We start from the raw sequence: 20,650 nt of genomic DNA, 5'->3' as shown, positions 1-20,650 counted from the left end.
CACCACCCCCCACCTGTGTCTGTCCAGCTCCGCCCGCGCTTGTGCCGCACACGAACGAGGAGTGACCGTGAGACCGTCACACAGGGACTTCGACCGCAGGTCGTTTCTGAGAGCCACCGCTGGTGCCACCGTCGCGGTGGGTGCCGTCACCCTGGCGGGGGCCGTGCCCGCCGCCGCGGCCGACGCCGAGGCCGAACCCCACCACGGTGCCGGGGCGTTGAGCATTCCCCGGGACCGGATCTCCATCCAGCTGTACAGCATCCGGGACAAGGTGAGTTCCCTCGGGTTCGCCGTGGTCTTCGAGGAGCTGTCCCGCATGGGCTTCACCGAGGTGGAGTTCGCGGGCTACACCCAGTCCACCTCCATCCTGGGCCGCCAGATCACCGTCCCGGAGATCCGCCAACTGCTCGACGACAACGGCCTGAAGGCCGTCGGCAGCCATGTCGGCATCAACGCCCTGCGCACCGACCTCCAGCGCCAGCTCGACATCGCCGAGGCGCTCGGGATGCCGCACATCGGCACCGCCAACGCGCCCACCTCCACCAACACCGTCGACGGCTACCGGGCCGCCGCCGCGGAGTTCAACGCCTGGGGCGCCGCGGCGACCGCGCGTGGGCTGAAGCTGTACCAGCACAACCACGCGGGCGAGTTCGCCTTCGCCACCGACCGGCCGGAGATCAGGCTGTACGACGTGTTCCTGGAGCACACCGATCCGCGCCACGTCTTCCTCGAGCTGGACGTCTACTGGGCGTACGTGGGCCAGTACCGCTACCCGGGCTTCGACCCGGCCGCGTACGTGCGCCGGTTCCCCGGCCGCTATCCGCTGTTCCACATGAAGGACGGCGCCACCAACCCGGACAACGCCAACGGCTACGACATCGTCGAGTTCGGCGCCGGTGACCTGCCCTGGAAGCGGTTCATCCACTCCATCGGCCCGCGCGGCACCCACGTCGGCGTCTGGGAGCAGGACACCGCGCCGAGCACGCAGCCGAACCCGCCGGGTTCGCTGGGCGCCGCCGAGCGCAGCTTCCAGGCGCTCTCAGCGCTCCTCGACTGACGTCACGGTTTCCGCTCCCGCTCCCCTGGCTTCCTGACCGCGCGTCCCCGCGCGCCCAGCTAAGGAGTCGTACGAACGATGCATCGCACCCTCAGACGGTGGGCGGCGCGAGCCGCCCTGATGTCCCTGCCGCTGGCCGGGCTCGTCCTGCCCGCGGCCGGTTCCGCCGCCGCGGCGGACGACCCGGCGCTCGACTGGGCCAACTACGAGCGCGTCACACTCTCCAAGAGCGTCGGCGAACCCATCGACCTCGCCGTGCTGCCCGACAACCGGGTGCTCCACACCGCCCGCAACGGCGACCTTCGGCTGACCGACCCCGGCGCGGGCACCACCAGGGTCGTCAATCACATCGACGTGTACAACAACTCCGAGATGGGGCTCCAGACCGTCACCCTGGACCCGGACTTCGACGAGAACAAGTGGGTGTACCTCTTCTACTCCCCGCCGCTGAACACCCCGACCGGCTCGGCCCCGCAGACGCTGCCCGCCGGGGAGGACGACTCGTACTGGGCACGCTGGGAGGGCCACGACCTGCTGGCCCGCTTCAAGTGGACCGGTGACGGGCTCGACCTGTCGACCAAGCAGGAGATCATCCGGGTGCCGCACAACCGGGGCCAGTGCTGCCACGTCGGCGGTGACGTGGACTTCGACGCCGACGGCAACCTGTACCTCGCCACCGGCGACAACACCCCCGCCAGCGGCCCCAACACCAGCGGCTACGCGCCCATCAACGACGCGCCGGGCTACAACCCCGGCCTCGACACCCGCCGGGGCGCGGGCAACACCAACGACCTGCGCGGCAAGATCCTGCGCATCCGCGTCGGCGCGGACGGCGGCTACACGGTCCCCGAGGGCAACCTCTTCCCGCCCGGGACGGCGAAGACCCGCCCGGAGATCTACGTCATGGGCGTGCGCAACCCGTTCCGCTTCGACGTGGACGACGCGACCGGCGCCGTGTCCTGGGGCGACTACGGCCCCGACGCCGGTACCGCCAACCCGGACCGCGGCCCCATGGGCCTGGTGGAGTGGCAGACCACCAGCAGGCCGCTGAACAGCGGCTGGCCGTACTGCACCGGCGACAACTCCCAGCCCTACCGGGACTTCGACTTCGCGACCCTCACCTCCGGGCCCGCGTTCGACTGCTCGGCCCCGGTCAACGACTCCCGCTGGAACACCGGTCTCACCACCCTGCCCCCGGCCGTCCCCGCCACGCTCTGGTACGGCGACCGGGACACCGACCAGCCCTGGCCCGAGCTGACCGCCTTCGGCTCCGGGAGCGGTCAGGCCCCGATGGGCGGCCCCGTCTACCACTACGACGAGGACAACCCGGCGGGCACCAAGTTCCCGGCGTACTGGGACGGCAAGCAGTTCTTCGGCGAGTTCTCCCAGGACTACGTGGCCGCCTTCACGTCGGAGGGCCCGGACGGGCCGGTCAGCAAGCTGGAGAACTTCCTGCCCAACACGGCCCTCACCGCCAACGGCCAGCCCATCTGGGACAACCCCATGGACCTGGAGTTCGGCCCCGACGGCTCCCTCTACGTCCTCGACTACGGCGACGGCTTCTTCCGCGAGAACCCGGACGCCGGGCTCTACCGCGTCGACTACGCCGAGGGCAACAAGTCACCGCACGCCGAGTTCACCGCCTCGAAGACCTCCGGGCGGGGACCGCTCGAGGTGACCTTCGACGCCGGGGGCTCCACCGATCCCGAAGGCCGGGTGCTGACGTACGACTGGGACTTCGACGGTGACGGCAGCTATGACGCCACCGGCCGGACCGCCACCCACACCTACGCGGACGACGGCCAGTTCCAGGCCCGCCTGCGGGTGACGGACCCCCTCGGTCTGACCGCCCTCGCCTCCCGGCAGATCACCGTCGGCAACACCGCGCCGACGGTGGAGGTCACCTTCCCGGCGCACGGCGGCTTCTTCTCCTGGGGCGACACCGTTCCCTACGAGGTGCGGATCACCGATCCGGAGGACGGCGCCGACGGCATCGACTGCACCCGGCTGGCGTGGACCTTCGGGCTCGGCCACAACGAGCACGGCCATCCCGTCGACAGCGGAACCGGGTGCAGGGGCACGGTCGTCACGCCCCAGGACGCCGGGCACGGCGCCACCGAGAACGTCTTCGGGGTCCTCGGAGTGACCTACACCGACGGCGGCGGCGCGGGTTCCGTACCGGCGCTGGCCGGTGAGGCCCAGGCCGTACTCAACCCGTCCCTGCTGGAGGCCGAGCACGCGGACGTCCTGACCGGCGTCGAGGTCACCGACGACGACACCGCCTCCGGTCTGCGCAAGCTCACCTCCTTCGACGAGGGGGACCGGATCGCCTACGACCCGGTCGACCTCACCGGCGTCAACGCCGTGCGGACCGTCGCCACCGGCGCCGGGGAACTCCAGTTCCGCTGGGACTCCGCCACCGCCGAGCCCTTCGCGACGGTGCGCGTCCCCGCCGGGGACGGCTGGCAGACCGTCACCACCGCCCTCACGGACGCGCCCTCGGGCACCGGCGCCCTGTACGTCACCTCCAGTGGCGGTGTGACGGCCGACTCCTTCACCTTCACCGGTCCCGGAGTCGCCGACAAGGCCGGACCGGAGATCACCGTCTCCGGGCTCGGCGACGGCGCGCGGTACGGGGACTCCGCGGCGCCCCTCCTCGCCCTCACCGCCGAGGACGCGGTGTCCGGCGAGGTCCCCACGGCCGCCACACTCGACGGGGACCCGGTCACCGCCGGTGAACTGGAACTGTGGCGCCTGCCGCTCGGCACGCACGAACTGCTGGTGACCGCCGAGGACCCCGCGGGCAACAGCACCACGGCGAAGGTCACCTTCACCACCAGGACCTCCTTCGCCGACGTGCGGTCGTTGGTCAAGCGTTTCCACCAGCGCGATCTCATCACCGGCAAGGGCGCCGAGGAACTCCTCGAACGCCTCGAGCAGGCCCGCCGTCACGCGGAGGCGGGCCGTGACAGCCTGGCGGAGAGGGCGCTGGACAGGTTCGCCGCTCTCGCCGCCGACCGGCACCTGGTGCGCGACGCCTCGGTGTCCGCCGCGCTGGTCCGCGACGCCGACTGGCTGGCTGACCGGTTGGCTGACTGATCGGCGTTTGCCTGACGTCGCCCCGCTGCGCGGCACGCACCTGGTGCCGCGCAGCGGGGCGACGGCGTGGGAGCACAGCTTGGTTCTCGGCTCCCCCGGTCGCGCACATACGTGACGCGCGCCACACACCTCCCGCGGAACTCCGGCCCTCACCGCCCCGACTCCTGAACCAGTGCGGCGCGATCCGACCGACGCCGTGCGACGCGATCTGGAGACCCGGTGATGGACGAGTCCCGACAAGCTTCCTCCGGCGCGGGTGCGCTGCCGCGGAAGGTGGCGCCGCCGCCCGCGCTCTGCGGCTTTCTGCTGCTCCTGGCGTTGATGTTCGCCGTGTCGTACGCCGTCGGGGCCGCCGCCGGGCCCGTGGCGCCCGGCATGCACGGCACCGGCTCCGGCGGCGGCGACGTGGGTGACGTGGAGGACATGGGGACCATGCACGGGGCGGACCACTGATGGCCACCGAACCGGTGACCGCCCTGGTCACGACCGATCTCACCGTGGGCGGCATGACCTGCGCGGCCTGCGTCAGGCGCGTCGAGAAGAAGCTCGGCAGGCTGGACGGGGTCTCGGCGACCGTCAATCTGGCGACGGGGCGGGCCCGGGTGAGTCATCCGGCGCGGATCGGCGCGGACCGTCTCGTCGCGACGGTCGAGGAGGCGGGGTACACCGCCACGCTGCCCGAGCCGCCGGGGAGGCGGCAGCGCGCGGTGGAGCCGGAGCGTGCGCGGCTGCTCATCGCCGCGCTGCTGTCCGTGCCCGTCCTGGTGCTGTCCATGGTGCCCGCGCTGCAGTTCCGCAACTGGCAGTGGCTGTGCTTCGTACTCGCGGCGCCGGTTGCCGTGTGGGGCGCGTGGCCGTTCCACGCGCGGGCGGTACGGGGGCTGCGGCACTCCACCGCGACCATGGACACGCTGGTGTCGCTGGGGGTGGTGGCGTCCTTCTCCTGGTCGGCGTACGCCCTCTTCTTCGGTGGTGCCGGGGATCCCGGGATGCGGATGCCCTTCAGTCTGGTGCCGTCGGCCTCGGACGGCGTCGCGCACCTCTACCTCGAGGCCGCCGTCGGCGTCCCGCTGTTCGTGCTCGCGGGCCGCTCCCTGGAGGCGCGGGCCCGGCGCGGGACCGGGGCGGCGCTGCGGTCGCTCGCCCGGCTGGCCGCCAAGGAGGTCTCCCTGCGCGAGGGCGGCGTGGAACGGCTGGTCCCGGTCGAGGAGTTGGGGTCCGGGCAGGTCTTCGTCGTGCGGCCCGGGGAGCGGGTGGCCACCGATGGTGAGGTGGTGGAGGGGAGTTCCGCCGTCGATCTGTCGCTGGTCACCGGGGAGAGCGAGCCGGTCGAGGTCGGGCCGGGTTCAGCCGTGGTCGGCGGGGCCGTCAACGCCGGTGGGCTGCTGCTCGTGCGGGCCACCGCGGTCGGGGCGGACACCCAGCTCGCCCGGATCACACGGCTGGTGACCGAGGCACAGGCCCAGAAGGCGTCGGCGCAGCGGCTGGCCGACTCGGTGGCCGGGGTCTTCGTGCCGGTCGTGCTGGCGCTGGCCGCCACGGCGCTGGGGTTCTGGCTCGGCGCCGGGGCCGAGCCACAGGCGGCGATCACGGCGTGCGTGGCCGTGCTGGTGGTGGCCTGCCCGTGTGCGCTCGGTCTTGCGACACCGACCGCGCTGATGGCCGCCACGGGGCGCGGGGCCCAGCTCGGCGTCCTGGTCAGCGGTCCGCGGGCCCTGGAGCGGCTACGGCATCTGGACACCGTCGTGCTGGACAAGACCGGCACCCTCACCTCCGGCCACATGAGCGTCGCCCGGGTCACGGCCGTGCCGGACGGGATCGGGACGGACGCGGTGCTGCGGCTGGCCGGGGCGGTGGAGCGGGGCTCGGAGCATCCGCTGGGGCGGGCGGTCACGGCGTACGCGCGCCGGACTGTCGGAGCGCTGCCGGATGTCGGCGCGTTCACCGCCCTGCCGGGGAGGGGGGTCCAGGGCCGGGTGGACGGTCGGCTGGTCGAAGTCCTCGCGCCGGAGGGCGGGTTGCCCGCCGTCCTGACGGAGGCGATAACGGGCGCGGAGGCCGCGGCGCGCACGCCGGTACTGGTGCGGGTGGACGGGGTGGCGCAGGCGCTGATCGAGGTCGGGGATGTCGTGCGGCCCGGAAGCTACCGGGCCGTTCACCGGCTGCGGCGCCTCGGGGTGAAGCCCGTGCTCGCCACCGGCGACGGGGAGGCACCCGCCCAGGCCGTCGCACGGGAACTGGGTATCGACGAGATCCACGCCCGCTGCTCGCCGGAGGACAAGGGTGCCCTCGTGCGGGACCTGCGAGAACGGGGCTGTCGGGTCGCGGTGATCGGCGACGGGGTGAACGACGCCGCCGCGCTGGCCCGCGCCGACCTCGGCATCGCCATGGGCAGCGGCACCGACGTGGCCATCGGAGCCGCCGACGTGACTCTCGTCCGCGGCGACATCGAGGCCCTGGCGGACGCGGTGCGGCTGGCCCGGCGCACCCTGGGCACGATCCGCGCCAACCTGGTGTGGGCGTTCGGCTACAACGTCGTGACCGTGCCGCTCGCCATGGTCGGCCTGCTCAACCCGATGCTCGCCGCGGCGGCGATGTCGGTCAGTTCGCTGCTGGTGGTCGGCAACAGCCTGCGGCTGCGCGGCTGGCAGCCCTCGCCCTCCCGGAGGCACACCCGATGACCGTAGGGGCCCGGTGGCGGCCGACCCGTCGTCGGCTCACCGACAGCCTGCTCACCGCGCTCGCGCCCGTCGCCGCGTGCGGTATCGCCCTGGGAGGTCTGACGGCCTGGGTCGGCGCCGGGCAGGCCGGTAGCCCGGCCCGGATCGCCGTCTCGAACGGACGGGTCTTCCTGCCGTACGGCGATACCACGGACACCGCCGCGTTCTTCGACATCTCCCATCGCGGCGGCGCGGGCGACCGGTTGGTCAAGGTGACGTCCTCCGCCACGGGCGGGCAGCTCGCCCTCAGCGCGCATCGCATGGCCGACGGTGGCGCGTCCGCCTACAAGGACGACGTGGACTCGGTGGCCGTCCCCGCAGGCCGTCAACTGTCCATGTCGCCGAGCGGCGTGGACGTGACCCTGCGGGCCGGGGCGGGCTGGCAGGTGGGCGATCTCGTGCCGTTCACGCTGCACTTCGAGCGGAGCGGGGCGGTCAGCGTCCTCGCGGTGGTGGTCCGGCCCGGCTCGTGACCCATGACGGGCGATGCGGTGTCCGGATGCGAGGATGAGGCGCCATGACAGCAGGGTGGTGCTCTCGCACGCTACGGGCCGCGGTGTTCGCGGCCGTCTGCGTGCTGCTCGCCGCCCTGGGGCACGTCCTGATGTCCGGCAGTCCCGTGGCCGCGTGGACGCTGGCCGCCGGAGTGGCCGTGACCGGTGCCGTGGGCTGGTGCCTGGCGGGCCGTGAGCGCGGGCTGCCGCTGATCGTGACGGTCGTGGTCGCCGCCCAGACGGCGCTGCATTCGGCGTTCTCGTTCGCGCAGTCGGCGGGTGGGGGAACGCCGTCCGGGGACATGGGTGCCACGGCTCATGACATGTCGTCCATGGGCATGGGGTCCATGCATGGGGGCCACTCCATGCACGCCACGCACTCCGCAGATGCCATGGACGCCATGGACGCCATCGGCATGGGTCACATGGAGCACTCCCCGGGCGGCTCGTCGTCGTTCGGCATGCTCGCCGCCCACCTCCTCGCCGCACTGCTGTGCGGCCTCTGGCTGGCCTACGGCGAGAAGGCCGCGTTCCGCATCCTGCGGGCCGTGGCCGGATGGCTGACCGCGCCGCTCCACCTGCCGCTCGCTCTGCCCGACACCCCCGACCGCCCGCACGTCCGGCCGCGTCGGCGCCGCTCGAGGTGGGCCGCGCGTCTCCTCCTCGTCCACACGATCACTTCTCGGGGTCCACCCGCGCGAGCCGCTGTCCTCTGACGACAGCCGGTCCCCCGAGGCTGCCCCCTGCGCGCCTCGGGCCTCGGTCGTACGCCCGTACAGGCGCCGTACGGCCGGATCCCCACGTACGCGACCGGCCGCGCCCTCTCGCGCGCGCCACCGGTCCGGATCCCGAGAAGGACACCAGGTGATCACTTCTGTCCTGCCCGCCTCACCCGATGAGGGCCGTGAGAGCCATGAGAGCGAGGAGAGCGGCAAAGGCGAGAAAGCGGCGCCGCTCGACGAATCGACGGCGTCGCTCGACGAATCGATAACGGCATGGGCGCTGGCCGCGCGCGGCGGTGACGCGGACGCCGTCGACCGCTTCGTGCGCGCGCTGCACCGCGATGTCCAGCGGTACATCGCCCATCTGTGCTCCGACACCCAGGCCGTCGACGACCTGGCTCAGGACACGTTCCTCCGGGCGCTCGGCAGCCTGCACCGGTTCGAGGGCCGCTCCTCGGCCCGTGCGTGGCTGCTGTCCATCGCGCGCCGCGCGGTGATCGACAGTTACCGGTACACGTCCGCCCGGCCCCGCCTGCACGACGTGGCGGACTGGCAGCTGACCGTCGAGAACGCGCAGCCGCGGGACCTGCCCGGCTTCGACGACGGCGTCGCCCTGCTCGATCTGCTGGCGTCACTGCCGGACGACCGGCGGGAGGCCTTCGTCCTCACGCAGGTGGTCGGCCTGCCCTACGCGGAGGCGGCCGAGGTCAGTGACTGCCCCATCGGCACGGTCCGCTCCCGCGTGGCCCGCGCCCGGGCCACCCTGATGGATCTGCTGGACGAGGCGGACGAACCGGCCCTGCAGGCGGCCTGAGTCCGGCTGCACGGCGGCGGCGCGGGCCGGGAGAATCCCGCGCCGCCGCCGCTCCCGCCAACTCGGCGGGAACTCGACGGCGGTTCGCCCCGACTTCTGGACCGGGTGACCGACGACGGTTCGCCCCCGTACCAACTGGAGCCTGGAGACTTTCGATGCGTTCTCGTGTGTGGAGCGGTACGGCGGCCGTCGTACTCGGCGGCCTGCTGGCGACCGGCTGCGGCGGCGGGGAGAAGGACACACCCGACGAGAGCGCCGGGAAGACGGCCGTCTCGGGTGACGATCCGGTCTCCGTCACCGACTGCTCGGGCGCCAGGACCACGTTCTCCGGCGTCCCGGAGAGGATCGTCACCAGCAACGCCTCCAGCCTGGAGCTGCTGCTCCGCCTCGGCGTCGGTGACAAGGTGATCGGCACCGGATTCCCGCCCGGCGAGGGCAGCCTCCCCGGCGCCCTCGACGCGGAGGCGCGGAAGGTGAAGGTGCTCAGCGAGAGCGTGATCCCGAAGGAGAAGCTCCTCGGGTCCGGCGCTGACCTGTACATCGACACCTTCGCCCATATGAATATGGGCGGCGGGATGGGCGACGCCCCGACCGAGGAGGAGTTCGAGGCGGCCGGGATCAAGCACATGTACCTCAAGTCCACCGCCTGTGCCGCGCAACGCGAGACCCCGGTGACCGACCTCTCCGCCGTCGAGGCCGACATCACCTCCCTCGGCCAGGTCACCGGCACGAGCGCCAAGGCGGAGGAACTCGTCGCGGGCATGCGGGAGAAGACGGACGCCGTCCGGAAGGCGGTCGGCGGTACGGCGGAGAGCGCGCGGCCCACGTACTTCTTCTTCGACTACGACGCCGGAACCAAGCAGCCCACCGTCGTGTGCAACCGCCAGGTCGCCAACGCGGTCATCACCCTGGCCGGTGCCCGCAACGTGTTCGCCGACTGTGACGGCGACTTCCAGCAGGTCGGCTGGGAGGACGTGATCGCCGAGAATCCGGACTGGATCCAGCTCGGCGTGCGGGACCGGGGCGGTGCGGCGGCGAACGAGAAGGCGTTCGACGAAGCGGAGCGGTGGTTGAAGGCCAACGCGGCCACCAAGGGGCTGACGGCGGTCAGGGAGGGCCGCTTCCTGCGCATCGGCTCCGAGCACACCACCATCGCCGGGGTCGAGAACGCCGACACCGTCGAGGAGATCGCCAGGACGCTCTACCCGGGCGAGGTCGGCTGACCGTGACCTCCATGTTGTCCACGTCCGGCCCCGAGACGGCGGACGTGAGCCGGGAGGCGCGCGTGGTGCGCGCCGGGCCGCTGGCGGTGGTCCTCGGGGTGGCGCTTCTCGCGGCGCTGACGGCGGCGGTGTCCTGGGGTTCGACCTCCATCCCGCCCGGCGAGGTGTGGGGCGTGGTGGGGCGGCGGTTGTCCGGCGAGGCGCCCCGGCCGGGCACGGACGACCTGATCGTCTGGCAACTCCGGGTTCCCCGTGCCCTGTTGGCGGCGCTCGTCGGCGCCGGGCTCGGTCTCGTCGGCACGGCCGTGCAGGCGCTGGTGCGCAACCCGCTGGCCGACCCGTACCTGCTGGGCATCTCCAACGGCGCCTCGCTGGGCGCGGTCGCGGCGATCGTGCTCGGTCTCGGGGCCGGTGGCGCCCTGGGACTGGGGCTGTCGGGTGCGGCTTTCGCCGGGGCGCTGGCCACCTTCGCGCTCGTGTGGGCGGTCGCCCGGCGCGGCGGAGGCTTCGCGCCTCTGCGGCTGGTGCTGGCCGGGGTGGCGATCGGGCAGTTCCTGTCCGGGTTCACCAGCTACCTCGTGCTCCGGGCGGGGGACGAGCAGCAGACCCACAGCGTGCTGTTCTGGCTCATGGGCAGTCTCGGTGGGGCGACCTGGGACTTGCTCGCCGTACCCGCCGTCGCCGTACCGGCCGGGTGGCTGTGTCTCCAGGCGCGCGCCCGGGGTCTGAACGCCCTGCTGATGGGTGACGAGTCGGCGGCCGGGCTCGGCGTCGACGTCACCCGGCTGCGCCGGGAACTGTTCACGCTGACCAGCGTGCTGACCGGCGTCCTGGTGGCGGTGTCCGGGGCGATCGCCTTCGTCGCGCTGATGGTGCCGCACGTGTGCCGTCTGGTCGTCGGCGGCGACCACCGTCGCCTCCTGCCCCTGTCCGCCCTGTTCGGGGCGTTGCTGCTGGTGGTGGTCGACATCGTCTGCCGTACGGCGATGGACACGCAGGAGTTGCCCGTCGGCGTGGTCACCTCGCTGATCGGGGCACCGGCGCTGCTGTATCTGCTGGACCGGCGGCTGGGGAGCGGCAGGTGAGGATCGACGTCGAGGACCTGCACGTCGCCTACGCCGGGCGTACGGTCGTGGCGGGCGCCCGGCTGATCGCGGCCGAGGGCGAGATCACGGGGCTGGTGGGGCCGAACGGCAGCGGTAAGTCCACGCTCCTGCGCACGGTCTACCGGCATCTGAGGCCCACCGCCGGGCGCGTGTTGCTCGCCGGTACCGATCTCCGGGAGATGACCGCGGTGCGGTCGGCCCGGCATGTGGCGGCGCTGCCGCAGGAGCGGGGCGGTGACTTCGAGCTGACCGTGCGGGAGGTCGTCGCCATGGGCCGTACCCCGTACAAGCGGGCCTTCGCCGGGGAGGACGCCACTGACCGGGACATCGTCGCCCGTGCGCTCGCCGACGTCGGCATGGACGGTCACGCGGGGCGGAGGTTCACGGCACTGTCCGGTGGTGAGCGCCAACGCGTGCTGTTGGCGCGGGCGTTCGCGCAGGATCCGGATGTGCTGGTGCTGGACGAGCCCACCAACCACCTCGACGTCCGCCATCAGGTCGAGTTGCTCGCCCTGCTGCGCACCGAGCGCCGTACCACCTTGGTGTCACTGCACGACCTCAACGCCGCCGCCTCGGTCTGCGACCGGCTGCATGTGCTGCACGAGGGGGCCGTGGTGGCGTCCGGGCCGCCGCGCGAGGTGCTCAGCCCGGCCCTGATGGCCCAGGTGTTCGGTGTGCGGGCGGCCGTAGTCGACCATCCCCTGACCGGGGATCCGCTGATCGCCTTCGACCACCGGGCGCCCGCCGACGGCCGCGAACCAGACCCGCTTCCCGCCCGGCGTGTGCGGAGTGAGGGGCGGCGGGGGTGAGACTCGGCTCTCGCGACGAGGACCGATGGCCGCTGGTTGCCGTGGCGGGCGTCCTGTCGTTCGTGGCGATGCTCGACATGAACCTCGTCAAGGTGCCCTTCTGTCTGCCCGCCCTGGTCGTCGCCTGGACTGGACACCCCGCCCGACCGGCTGGAGTGGGGCCACCGGCCGCGGCTGGAACGCGTCGTCGACCTCGCCCTGTGGCTGGACCACCACCGGCCCGAACTCGCCTCTGAGGAGCCCCGTCCATGACCATCCCGAAGCCCGCGGACCCGGTCCCGCTCATGGGCTGCCCTTACAAGGCCGACCCCTACCCCCTGTACGAGGAGCTGCGCGAGGCCGGTCCGGTCCACTCCGTGCTCTTCCCCAGCGGCGTACAGGCATGGCTCGTCACCGGCTACGACGCCGCCCACGCCGCCCTCAACGACGACCGCCTCGGCAAGAACCACGACCGCGGCAACCGCCGTTGGCGGGACCGGGCGTCGATCATGCCGGAGCCCCAGCACTCCCAGCTCCAGGTGCACCTCCTCCACCAGGACCCGCCCCGGCACACCCTCATGCGGCGCCTGGTCACGGACGCCTTCACACCCCGCCGCGTCGACAGTCTGCGCCCTCGCTTCCAGGAGCTGGCGGACGCCCTGATCGACACGTTGCCCGAGTACGGGCCCGCCGACCTGGTCGCCGGTTTCGCCGCCCGCTTCCCCTTCCAGGTCCTCGCCGAGGTCATCGGTCTCCCGCAGGAGCTGGCCGTCCGCTTCGACCGCGACTGGGGCAAGGTCGTCCAGCCGGTCGGCCCCACCGATCCGGGACGGCCGCGGTACGAGGCCCGGCTGCACGGCCTGCAGAGCTATATCGCCGAGGTCGTCGCCCACAAGCGCGGCCACGAGGACGACGACCTGCTCAGCCGTCTCACCACGGCCCACGACCGGCGCGAGCTGTCGCGGGGGGAGCTGGACTCCATGGTCTTCCAGCTTCTGGTCGCGGGGCAGGAGCCGGTGACCAACCAGCTCACCACGGCCCTGATCGCCCTGTTCCGCGCCCCCGAGCAACTCGCCCGCCTCCGCGAGAACCCTTCCCTGCTCCCCCGCGCCGTCGAGGAACTCCTGCGCTACGACAGCGCCTTCGAGCTGACCACCTGGCGCTTCTTCGACCAGGACAGCGACTTGTGCGGCACCCGGGTCCCCGCCGGTGACTCGGTGATCGTGTCCCTGTGCGCGGCCAACCGCGACCCGCGCCGCTTCCCCGACCCGGACACCCTGGACCTCGACCGCTCACCCAACCCCCACCTGGCCTTCGGCCACGGCATCCACTTCTGCCCCGGCGCCGCCCTCGCCCGTGCCGAACTGCAGATCGCCCTGGGCGCTCTGCTCGCCCGGCTGCCCGGCCTCCACCTGGCCATCAGGGACGAGGACATCGAGTGGACCCCGGCCGTCCTCGGCCGTGGCACCGCTCAGTTGCCCGTCGGCTATGACCGACGGCTCTGATCCCGACCACACTCCCCAGACGGCGCCGCCCGGCCGCGATCGACCACGGCGCCATGCCCGTACGCCTCCCCGAGGAACGACATGCCGCCGACGACCGCGCGCACCAGCGCCGCGATCCTGAGCCTGCTTCTCCCGCACCACCGCACGACCGATCAGGCCCACGCCCGCGCCTGCGCCGAGGCGTTCCCGCATCAACTGCGCCAGATCGCCGACGTCGTGCGCGCGGGCGAGCCCCTCACCTTCACCCTGCCCGGCTTCCCCTGCAAGTCCCCGAACCCCGCCAAGGTCCTCGGCCACCTGCCCGACATGGGAGAGCGCCTCTCGCTCGCCTTCCTGCACTCCCTGTGCACGGAGATCGCACGCGTCTACCCGCCGGGCGCCCGGCTGGTCGTCTGCTCCGACGGCCATGTCTTCGGCGATCTCATCGGCGTCCCCGACGACCACATCGACGCCTACGCCGACGAACTCCGCACGTTCATCGATGAGATGGGCTTGGGCAGGCTGTCCCTCTTCGACCTGCGCGACGTACTGGGCGACCTCCCGCACGACGCCAAGCGCGCCCACGTCCACGACCGCTACGCCCCCACCACGGACGCCCTGAGAGCGGAGATCCATGCCGACGACCACGCCCTGGCCCTCTACCGCGGCATCACACGCTTCCTCGTCGAGGACACCGCAGGCCACACCGGCACCCGGTCCGCGCTGCAACGCGCATGCCGACGGCGCGCCTACGGGGTCATCCAGCGCAGCCGCGCCTGGGGGGACCTCATCGCCTACCACCACCCCCGCTCCGTACGCCTGTCCATCCACCCCCAGCCCATCGGCGCCCACAAGTTCGGCATCCGCCTCCTGGACGCCCCCGACGCCTGGACCACCCCCTGGCACTCGACGGCCCTGCGCCGCGCCGACGGCACCTGGACCCTCATGCCACGGGCCAGAGCCGCCGAGCTGGGGCGCCTGGTCCGGCTCGGCGGCAGATCCAGTCACTTCACCCAGGGATCAGAAGGCCGCTGAACTCGCTATCCTGGACTGTCACGGCGCGATCACTGTGCGTTCTTACGGGGGAAACACGGTGTATGACGTATTCATCTCCTACGCGGCGGATGACGGCGACTGGACCGGCCTGCTCGCGGACCGTCTCAGGGCACAGGGTGTGCGCGTCTTCTTCGACCGATGCAGCCTGCGGCCGGGCGACATCGTGGTGCACGAACTCGAAGAGGCGATCCGCGGCTCCAAGCACGGCATTCAGGTCGTCGGTCCGCGCACCATGACCGAACCGTGGGCGCGCCAGGAGTACGCGGCGCTCGTGCAGGCGTCGGCCAGGCGCGGGCTGCGGCTGATCCCCGTGCTCTGCGGTGACGCCGATGTCCCCGACTTCGCCGCGACGCGGGTCTGGGTGGACTTCCGCAAGCTGAGCGGACCCGCGTTCGACGCCAAGGCCGCCGAGCTGGCCGGTGTCCTGCGCGGCGAGGAACAGGTCCGCAAGGCCCGCGCGGACCGGGAGTTACTCGACCTCGCCCGTCCGCCGACGCGGCGACCGCGTTCCGCGTCCCCGGAGCCCGCGTTCGTCGTCTGCTACGCCCGCGCCGACGCCGACTACGGGGAGCGGCTGGTGGGCCAGCTCTCCGGTTCGGGTCTGCCCGTATGGTCCCTGGGACACCTCAAGTGGGGCGACGACTACCTCTGGACGATCAGGCAGCGGCTCCGGCACGCCCTCGCGGTCGTCGTCCTGATGTCGCCCGAGGCCGAGGAGTCCGAGGACGTCACGCGCGAGATCCTCGAGGGGCAGCGCCACAGCCGCGAGTTCTTCCCCATCCTGTTACGCGGGGAACGCAACTACCTGCTCGCCAGCAGTTGGTACCTCGACGCCAGGAACGGCGATCTGCCCGGACCCGACGCGTTGCGCCTGCTGCGCCGCCTCCACGACTCCCACCACTTCCGCGGCTCGGACCGACAGCCTGCCGTCCAGCGCGCTTCCCCGGTCCCGCGGTACCGAGCGGGCCAGCCGCCGGTCTCCACCGTCCGCAGGTCGCTCGTCACCCTCGAAGCCCTGCTCGCCGAGCAGGAGACCGAGCACGCCGATCTGCTGACGACGACCTTGCTCCTGGAGGCCGTCGGCAGGCTCGACACCGGCTGGCTGCGGAGGCCCGACGGCAAGCTCCTGCCCGACGCCCTGCTCTCCGGGATCGACGCCCTCTGGTCGCGCTACTCGGGCGGCGTCCACGGCTTCGGTGCGCAGGTGCGCCGCGCCCGGGTGAAGGGCGGGCGGCACGCGGACTTCATGGCCCTGTCCGTGGCCTACGGCTGGCGTTCCTCGCCGTACGAGACGGTGCCCCAGTACCAGCAGTTCACCAGCGGATCCGGGACCCGGGACCACGCCTTCTTCCCGACGCTGCGCAACCCCCAGAGCGAGCGGTATCGGGACTGGTACGACCAGTGGACCCAGACGGTGCTCGCCGTACATCTGCGACTTCGCGAGAGGGGATGAGTCTTCGTTGACCCTGTTACTGGTGCTGTTACTGGTCGTCGGGATCGGCGTGTTCGGCAGCCTCATCGGCTACGGGGCGGGCCGGTCGAAGGGTGAGCACCGACCACCCCGTGCGGCACGGCAGTCCGGTGCCCTGGCCGGACTGGGAGCGGGCGTGGTCTCCTGGGCCGGTCTGTGCGTGGTGCCCGCGGGTCATGTCGGCATCGTCCACAAGAGGTTCGGGAAGGCCCATCCGGACCAGCGCTTCAAGCGGATCACACCCCACAACGCGCGCGGCGTCCAGGCGCGCACCCTCCTGCCGGGCCGTCCGTACTGGCTCACCCCCTTCGTCCACAGCGTCGAGTTCGTCCCGCGGATCCACGTCCCGGCGGGCCACATCGGACTCGTCGTCGCCACCGAGGGCGCCAAGCGCGACCCCGGCCGGGTCCTCGGCCGGTACGTGGAGTGCGACAGCTTCCAGGACGGTCCCGCGTTCCTGCTCGGCGGCGGCGAACAGGGCAGACAGCTCGCGATCCTGCGCGGCGACAGCTCGTACTACGTCAACACCGCGCTGTTCCAGGTCGAGGTGGTGCCCCGGACCTATGTGGAGCCGGGCACGGTCGGACTCGTCATCGCCAGGGACGGCGCGATCCGGCCCCCGGACCGCCCCTTCGGCCGGTACGTGGAGTGCGACAGCTTCCAGGACGGACCGGCGTTCCTGCTCGGCGGCGGCGAACAGGGCAGACAGCTCGCGATCCTCACCGGCGGCACGCATTACGACATCAACCCCTACCTCTTCGAGGTGATCACCAGCAGCGGCGTGAGCGGATCGGGGCGGGGCGGCTCGAACGGTCTCCGTGCCGAGCAGTTGAAGGAGATCGCGATCCCCGTCGGCCATGCCGGAGTGGTGATCACTCTGGACGGTGCCGAGCCCGACCGGCAGGAGCGCAAGGTCGGACCGATCGTCAAGGGACACAGCAGCTTCCGACTCCCCTGGGTGTTCCTGGAGAGCGGAGGGTGGCGGGGCGTCCAGGAGGAAACCCTCGGCGAGGGCTCCGTCTACGCGCTCAATCCGTGGTTCGTACGCGTCGTGCTCATACCGACCCGCCTGCTCATCCTGGACTGGAGCAACAAGGGCGGTTCCCAGTCGGACAACAACTACGACGCCGCGCTCGACCGGATCAGCGTCAACGTCCAGGGGCACCGGCTCCAGGTGGAGCTGCGGCAGACCCTGAACATCCCCGAGGCCGCCGCTCCCCGGCTGGTCAGCGAGTTCGGCGACTCCTCGACGTCCGGGGTGGGCGGTCTGGTCAACAACCCCGCCCCGGTGCAGCGGTTCGTCGAGCGGGTGCTCGGTGGCGCCGTGGACACGTACTTCAACGGCATCGCCGCCGAGTCCACGGTGGAGGAGTTCCTCACCCGCTACGCCAGCATCCGCACGGACCTGGCGGCACAGGTACGCCATGCCCTCGCCGGGTGGGGAGTCGAGGCGGCGAGCACCAACCTGGGTGAGTTCGAGTCCCTCGACGGTGACCTCGACAAGGCCCGCAAGAGGGTGTTCGAGGCGCAGACACGCACCCAGGAGCTGGAGGAGCAGAAGAAGAACGCCCACCTCAAGGCGGAGATCCGGCGCATAGAGCGGGCGGCCGAGCGGGATCAGAGGCTGCTGGACGTCGTGGCCCTGGAACGCAGGATCGAGTTGCTCGGCCGGGACACCGTCGCCATGCAGATGTTCCTGGCGGAACTCAAACACATGAACGTCCCGCAGGTCGTCAGCGGGGACGCGGAGTCCCTGCTGAAGTACCTGCCCATGCAGCGCGCCCTGGAGATCATCGACGGGGCGAAGCGGCACGCCGAACAGTCCGCGCTGCCGCGGAGCGCCGCGGCCGACGAGGAGGGCGCGGGCTAGGAACGTCCGTGGTCGCGCAGCGCCCGCGCGATCTCGTCGACCCGTCGCTCGTACGCACCGTCGCGCCCGGAAGCGCCGCCCATTCCGCGAAAGTCCGCGAAGTACCGGGTGGCGGCGAACTCCGGCAGTTCCACGTCCCCCACCACGACCGGGATGAACAGGCGGCCGGACTCGATCGACGGCTGCATCAGGGCGGCGTACTCCTGTCTGACCCAGCCGCTGTTCATCGAGTCCGGGCTGAACACCAGCAGCCCGTGCGCGGCCTCACGGATCGCGGTCTCGACCGTGTGCACGCGGATCCCTCCCGGCCTGCTGACGATTTCGTCGTACGCCACGTTGAGGCCCTTCTCACCGAGCCGTGCCGCGAACGCGCGTACCCAGTCGGCGTCTTCGCGGCCGTACGAGACGAACACGTCGTAGGGCGCGGAGCCAGGGGCAGGCGGCGCCGGTACGGGTCGGTGCCGTCGCCTGGACAACTGGTGGCGGACCGCCACGTACGCGAAGTAGGCGCTGACGACACCGGCGACCGTACCGATCGCGCTCAGGAACAACCCCGTCGTATCCACGGGCATCAGGCTAATGTCCTGCCGGGACCCTCGACCAGGAGGGATATATGCACTGAATGCGCACATCGGCGACACCGGGTCGCCGGGAAAGGTACCGAGTAGGTACCATGCCGGTATGCCATCACTGAACGTGACCTTCACCGAAGAGGAAATGGAAGGCGTGCGCGCGGCTGCGGCGGCTGAGGGCAAGAGCCTCAAGCAGTACATGCACGACCTCGGGGTCCGCGAGATGCAGCGCCAGCGCTTCGTCGCCGGTGCCGCCTCGTGGGCGGACAGGCTGCGGGCCGAGTTCGACGAGGCGTTTCCCGACGAGGTGCCCCCGGCCCAGCGGGGCGAGGGGACCACCGCCGCCTGATGAGCGACATCCTGTACATCGACGTTCCCTGGCTCCTGGACGTCCAGGAGGCCGCCCTTGGTGGCGAGGACGTGTCGGTCACCGACTACTCGGCGCTCGTGGCGGCCGTCGCCCGCCAGAAGACGCGCATGCCGACCCTCGCCACGTCCAACCCCGACACCGCCTGGCGTGCCGCCGCGCTCCTGCACACCATCGTGCGCCTGGAACCGCTCCCCCACCGCAACAGCCTCTTCGCCGCGTTCGTCACCGCCCAGTACATGGACCAGTCCGGGGAAGGCATCGACCCTCCCTACGGCGCGCTGTCCGACCTGATCAGGAAGGTCCGCGAGACGCGGGTGTCCATATACGCCGTCGCGGACGCGCTGCGGGGCTGGCGGATCTGACGTCACCGCGTCGAGGGGGGTCGAGCCACCCGGTGGGGAGCGGTACCCGGGCGGACAGCAGTCCGGCCGACCGCGCGGCGGTCCAGAACGCCTGCTGGACGGGGTGCGCGAGCGCGCGGGCGGTCGCGTCCACCTCCTCCGGCTGTCGAGCACCGACCACGACACTCGTCACCGCGGGGTGCCCGAAGGGGAACTGGACGGCCCGAGGAGTCCGGACCGACAGACCCCCGCGGCCAGGACGGCGACGCCTCGCGTCTCGCACAGCGGCCGGAGCGTGTCGAGGCCCGACTGGTCGAGCAGGCTGTAGCGTTCCCGCGAGCATCACGCGGTCGGGTCCGGGATCGTCCACCTCTTCGAGGCGACGGACGGCCACCGGCTCATGGTTGACGCCGATCGACACCGCGCCGATCGTGCCACCGCGGCGGAGTCGGCCAGCGCCTACAACCCCCGTCGTTCAGTCCTCGTCGCAAAGCGCCCGAAGCAGAGGTCAGTTGGCGCAGCGGAACCCGAGATTGGAGGAGGAGGACTCCGGGGTGTTGGAGGAACGGGCGGAGACCCGGTAGCGGTTGCAGTAGGAGTCGTGGCACAGGTAGGAGCCGCCGCGCAGGACCCGGGTGGTTCCGGTGTCGGGGCCCGCCGGGTCCTGCCCCGGAGACTCCGCGTAGTAGGTGGGCGAGAACCAGTCCGCGCACCACTCCCACACGTTGCCGGACATGTTCCACAGACCGAAGCCGTTGGGGCGGTAGGACTTCACCGGTGCGGTGGTCAGGTATCCGTCCTCGGCGGTGTTGGTGTACGGGAACGGTCCCTGCCAGATGTTGCAGCGCCATCGGCCCCCGGGGGTGAGGTCGTCACCCCACACGTATCGGCGGCCCACGAGTCCGCCGCGGGCCGCGTACTCCCACTCGGCCTCGGTGGGCAGGCGCTTGCCCGCCCACCGGGCGTAGGCGTTCGCGTCGTTCCACGAGACGTGGACGACGGGATGGCTCTGGCGGTCGCTGACGTCGGAGCCGGCGCCTTCGGGATGGCGCCAGTGGGCGCCCCGGACGTTGATCCACCAGGGGGCTCCCGCGGCGTTGCCGAGGATGTCGGAGGCAGGGGCGGCGACGGCGAGGTGGAAGACGGCCGAGGAGCCGTGCCGCTCGGCCTCGGTCACATGGCCGGTGGCCTTGACGAAGGCGGCGAACTGGGCGGTGGTGACGGCGGTCTCGTCGATGTGGAAGGGTTTCAGGCGGACCTGGTGAACCGGGGTCTCCCCGTCCGCGGGGTATCCCTCGTCGAAGGCATCCCCCATGGCGAAGCCACCACCGGGCAGGCGAACCTGGCCACGCGTCGACCGCCCCCGGGTCGCCGGGGCGACCGCCAGCGATGACGCGTCCGCTGTGGGGGCGGCGGTGGGGGTACAGCAGGGGCGGTGATCGCGTGTCATGGGTCCAGATCCT

General features: G+C 71.8%; 18 protein-coding genes. 16 read left to right on the top strand and 2 right to left on the bottom strand.

The features are described from left to right. The first annotated feature begins 67 nt into the window (after positions 1-67). The 14 genes from ACFVQG_RS37570 (at position 68) to ACFVQG_RS37505 (ending at position 17,904) form a co-directional block, all read left to right on the top strand. Positions 68-1,057, top strand: a complete 990-nt coding sequence (locus tag ACFVQG_RS37570) for a sugar phosphate isomerase/epimerase family protein (RefSeq protein ID WP_383392878.1) — start codon at positions 68-70, stop codon at positions 1,055-1,057. Between the two features lie 78 nt (positions 1,058-1,135). After that, positions 1,136-4,156 carry a PQQ-dependent sugar dehydrogenase gene (locus ACFVQG_RS37565; protein ID WP_383392875.1) on the top strand — a complete coding sequence of 1,007 codons (3,021 nt, stop codon included), beginning with the start codon at positions 1,136-1,138 and terminating at the stop codon, positions 4,154-4,156. Between the two features lie 222 nt (positions 4,157-4,378). Continuing rightward, positions 4,379-4,609: a hypothetical protein gene (locus ACFVQG_RS37560; protein WP_383392873.1), complete on the top strand. Its 231-nt coding sequence runs from the start codon at positions 4,379-4,381 to the stop codon at positions 4,607-4,609. Beyond that, the gene (locus ACFVQG_RS37555; protein WP_383392870.1) at positions 4,609-6,837 is read left to right on the top strand and encodes a heavy metal translocating P-type ATPase; all 2,229 of its coding nucleotides are present in this window, start codon (positions 4,609-4,611) and stop codon (positions 6,835-6,837) included. Before ACFVQG_RS37560 ends, ACFVQG_RS37555 begins: the two co-directional genes overlap by 1 nt. Further along, positions 6,834-7,349: a copper chaperone PCu(A)C gene (locus tag ACFVQG_RS37550; protein WP_383392867.1), complete on the top strand. Its 516-nt coding sequence runs from the start codon at positions 6,834-6,836 to the stop codon at positions 7,347-7,349. Before ACFVQG_RS37555 ends, ACFVQG_RS37550 begins: the two co-directional genes overlap by 4 nt. Positions 7,350-7,393: 44 nt before the next feature. Then, positions 7,394-8,086, top strand: a complete 693-nt coding sequence (locus ACFVQG_RS37545; RefSeq protein WP_383392864.1) for a hypothetical protein — start codon at positions 7,394-7,396, stop codon at positions 8,084-8,086. 148 nt (positions 8,087-8,234) lie between these two features. Beyond that, positions 8,235-8,906 (top strand): sigma-70 family RNA polymerase sigma factor, encoded by a 672-nt coding sequence (locus tag ACFVQG_RS37540; protein WP_383392862.1) that lies wholly within the window; start codon positions 8,235-8,237, stop codon positions 8,904-8,906. A gap of 155 nt (positions 8,907-9,061) precedes the next feature. After that, complete coding sequence (locus ACFVQG_RS37535) at positions 9,062-10,129, top strand: ABC transporter substrate-binding protein (RefSeq protein ID WP_383392859.1); 1,068 nt, start codon at positions 9,062-9,064, stop codon at positions 10,127-10,129. An 11-nt stretch (positions 10,130-10,140) separates the two neighbouring features. After that, positions 10,141-11,214 carry a FecCD family ABC transporter permease gene (locus tag ACFVQG_RS37530; RefSeq protein WP_383392856.1) on the top strand — a complete coding sequence of 358 codons (1,074 nt, stop codon included), beginning with the start codon at positions 10,141-10,143 and terminating at the stop codon, positions 11,212-11,214. Beyond that, a complete protein-coding gene (locus tag ACFVQG_RS37525; protein ID WP_383392854.1) occupies positions 11,211-12,044 on the top strand; it encodes an ABC transporter ATP-binding protein in 834 nt (277 codons plus the stop codon). Before ACFVQG_RS37530 ends, ACFVQG_RS37525 begins: the two co-directional genes overlap by 4 nt. Positions 12,045-12,292: 248 nt before the next feature. After that, entirely contained in the window at positions 12,293-13,528 is a 1,236-nt protein-coding gene (locus ACFVQG_RS37520; RefSeq protein WP_383392851.1) for a cytochrome P450, read from the top strand. 81 nt (positions 13,529-13,609) lie between these two features. Next, a complete protein-coding gene (locus ACFVQG_RS37515; protein WP_383392848.1) occupies positions 13,610-14,542 on the top strand; it encodes an L-tyrosine/L-tryptophan isonitrile synthase family protein in 933 nt (310 codons plus the stop codon). A gap of 58 nt (positions 14,543-14,600) precedes the next feature. Next, positions 14,601-16,016 (top strand): TIR domain-containing protein, encoded by a 1,416-nt coding sequence (locus ACFVQG_RS37510; protein ID WP_383392846.1) that lies wholly within the window; start codon positions 14,601-14,603, stop codon positions 16,014-16,016. A 7-nt stretch (positions 16,017-16,023) separates the two neighbouring features. Beyond that, a complete protein-coding gene (locus ACFVQG_RS37505; protein WP_383392844.1) occupies positions 16,024-17,904 on the top strand; it encodes an SPFH domain-containing protein in 1,881 nt (626 codons plus the stop codon). On the opposite strand, the gene ACFVQG_RS37500 is transcribed toward ACFVQG_RS37505, so the two are convergent. After that, the gene (locus ACFVQG_RS37500; protein WP_383392841.1) at positions 17,901-18,476 is read right to left on the bottom strand and encodes a toll/interleukin-1 receptor domain-containing protein; all 576 of its coding nucleotides are present in this window, start codon (positions 18,474-18,476) and stop codon (positions 17,901-17,903) included. The genes ACFVQG_RS37505 and ACFVQG_RS37500 overlap by 4 nt on opposite strands. A gap of 109 nt (positions 18,477-18,585) precedes the next feature. Here ACFVQG_RS37500 and ACFVQG_RS37495 point away from each other — a divergent pair, with 109 nt between their 5' ends. Then, positions 18,586-18,825, top strand: coding sequence for a hypothetical protein (locus tag ACFVQG_RS37495; protein ID WP_383392838.1), 240 nt, complete (start codon positions 18,586-18,588; stop codon positions 18,823-18,825). Beyond that, a complete protein-coding gene (locus ACFVQG_RS37490) occupies positions 18,825-19,208 on the top strand; it encodes a toxin Doc (protein WP_383392836.1) in 384 nt (127 codons plus the stop codon). Before ACFVQG_RS37495 ends, ACFVQG_RS37490 begins: the two co-directional genes overlap by 1 nt. A 487-nt stretch (positions 19,209-19,695) precedes the next feature. Here ACFVQG_RS37490 and ACFVQG_RS37485 read toward each other — a convergent pair whose 3' ends face one another. Next, positions 19,696-20,637: a formylglycine-generating enzyme family protein gene (locus ACFVQG_RS37485; RefSeq protein WP_383392833.1), complete on the bottom strand. Its 942-nt coding sequence runs from the start codon at positions 20,635-20,637 to the stop codon at positions 19,696-19,698. Between the last annotated feature and the right edge of the window lie 13 nt (positions 20,638-20,650).

The sequence above is a fragment of the Streptomyces sp. NPDC057877 genome (assembly GCF_042796855.1).
Lineage (GTDB): Bacteria > Actinomycetota > Actinomycetes > Streptomycetales > Streptomycetaceae > Streptomyces.
Note: the sequence above shows the minus strand (reverse complement) of the source record. Positions and strands in the feature narration are given on the sequence as shown.

Excerpts from the sequence above, each read along its gene's own strand:
- ACFVQG_RS37565 (WP_383392875.1), top strand. The coding sequence starts at position 1,136 with ATGCATCGCACCCTCAGACGGTGGGCGGCGCGAGCCGCCCTGATGTCC.
- ACFVQG_RS37560 (WP_383392873.1), top strand. The coding sequence starts at position 4,379 with ATGGACGAGTCCCGACAAGCTTCCTCCGGCGCGGGTGCGCTGCCGCGG.
- ACFVQG_RS37555 (WP_383392870.1), top strand. The coding sequence starts at position 4,609 with ATGGCCACCGAACCGGTGACCGCCCTGGTCACGACCGATCTCACCGTG.
- ACFVQG_RS37550 (WP_383392867.1), top strand. The coding sequence starts at position 6,834 with ATGACCGTAGGGGCCCGGTGGCGGCCGACCCGTCGTCGGCTCACCGAC.
- ACFVQG_RS37545 (WP_383392864.1), top strand. The coding sequence starts at position 7,394 with ATGACAGCAGGGTGGTGCTCTCGCACGCTACGGGCCGCGGTGTTCGCG.
- ACFVQG_RS37535 (WP_383392859.1), top strand. The coding sequence starts at position 9,062 with ATGCGTTCTCGTGTGTGGAGCGGTACGGCGGCCGTCGTACTCGGCGGC.
- ACFVQG_RS37530 (WP_383392856.1), top strand. The coding sequence starts at position 10,141 with ATGTTGTCCACGTCCGGCCCCGAGACGGCGGACGTGAGCCGGGAGGCG.
- ACFVQG_RS37520 (WP_383392851.1), top strand. The coding sequence starts at position 12,293 with ATGACCATCCCGAAGCCCGCGGACCCGGTCCCGCTCATGGGCTGCCCT.
- ACFVQG_RS37515 (WP_383392848.1), top strand. The coding sequence starts at position 13,610 with ATGCCGCCGACGACCGCGCGCACCAGCGCCGCGATCCTGAGCCTGCTT.
- ACFVQG_RS37500 (WP_383392841.1), bottom strand. The coding sequence starts at position 18,476 with ATGCCCGTGGATACGACGGGGTTGTTCCTGAGCGCGATCGGTACGGTC.
- ACFVQG_RS37495 (WP_383392838.1), top strand. The coding sequence starts at position 18,586 with ATGCCATCACTGAACGTGACCTTCACCGAAGAGGAAATGGAAGGCGTG.
- ACFVQG_RS37490 (WP_383392836.1), top strand. The coding sequence starts at position 18,825 with ATGAGCGACATCCTGTACATCGACGTTCCCTGGCTCCTGGACGTCCAG.
- ACFVQG_RS37485 (WP_383392833.1), bottom strand. The coding sequence starts at position 20,637 with ATGACACGCGATCACCGCCCCTGCTGTACCCCCACCGCCGCCCCCACA.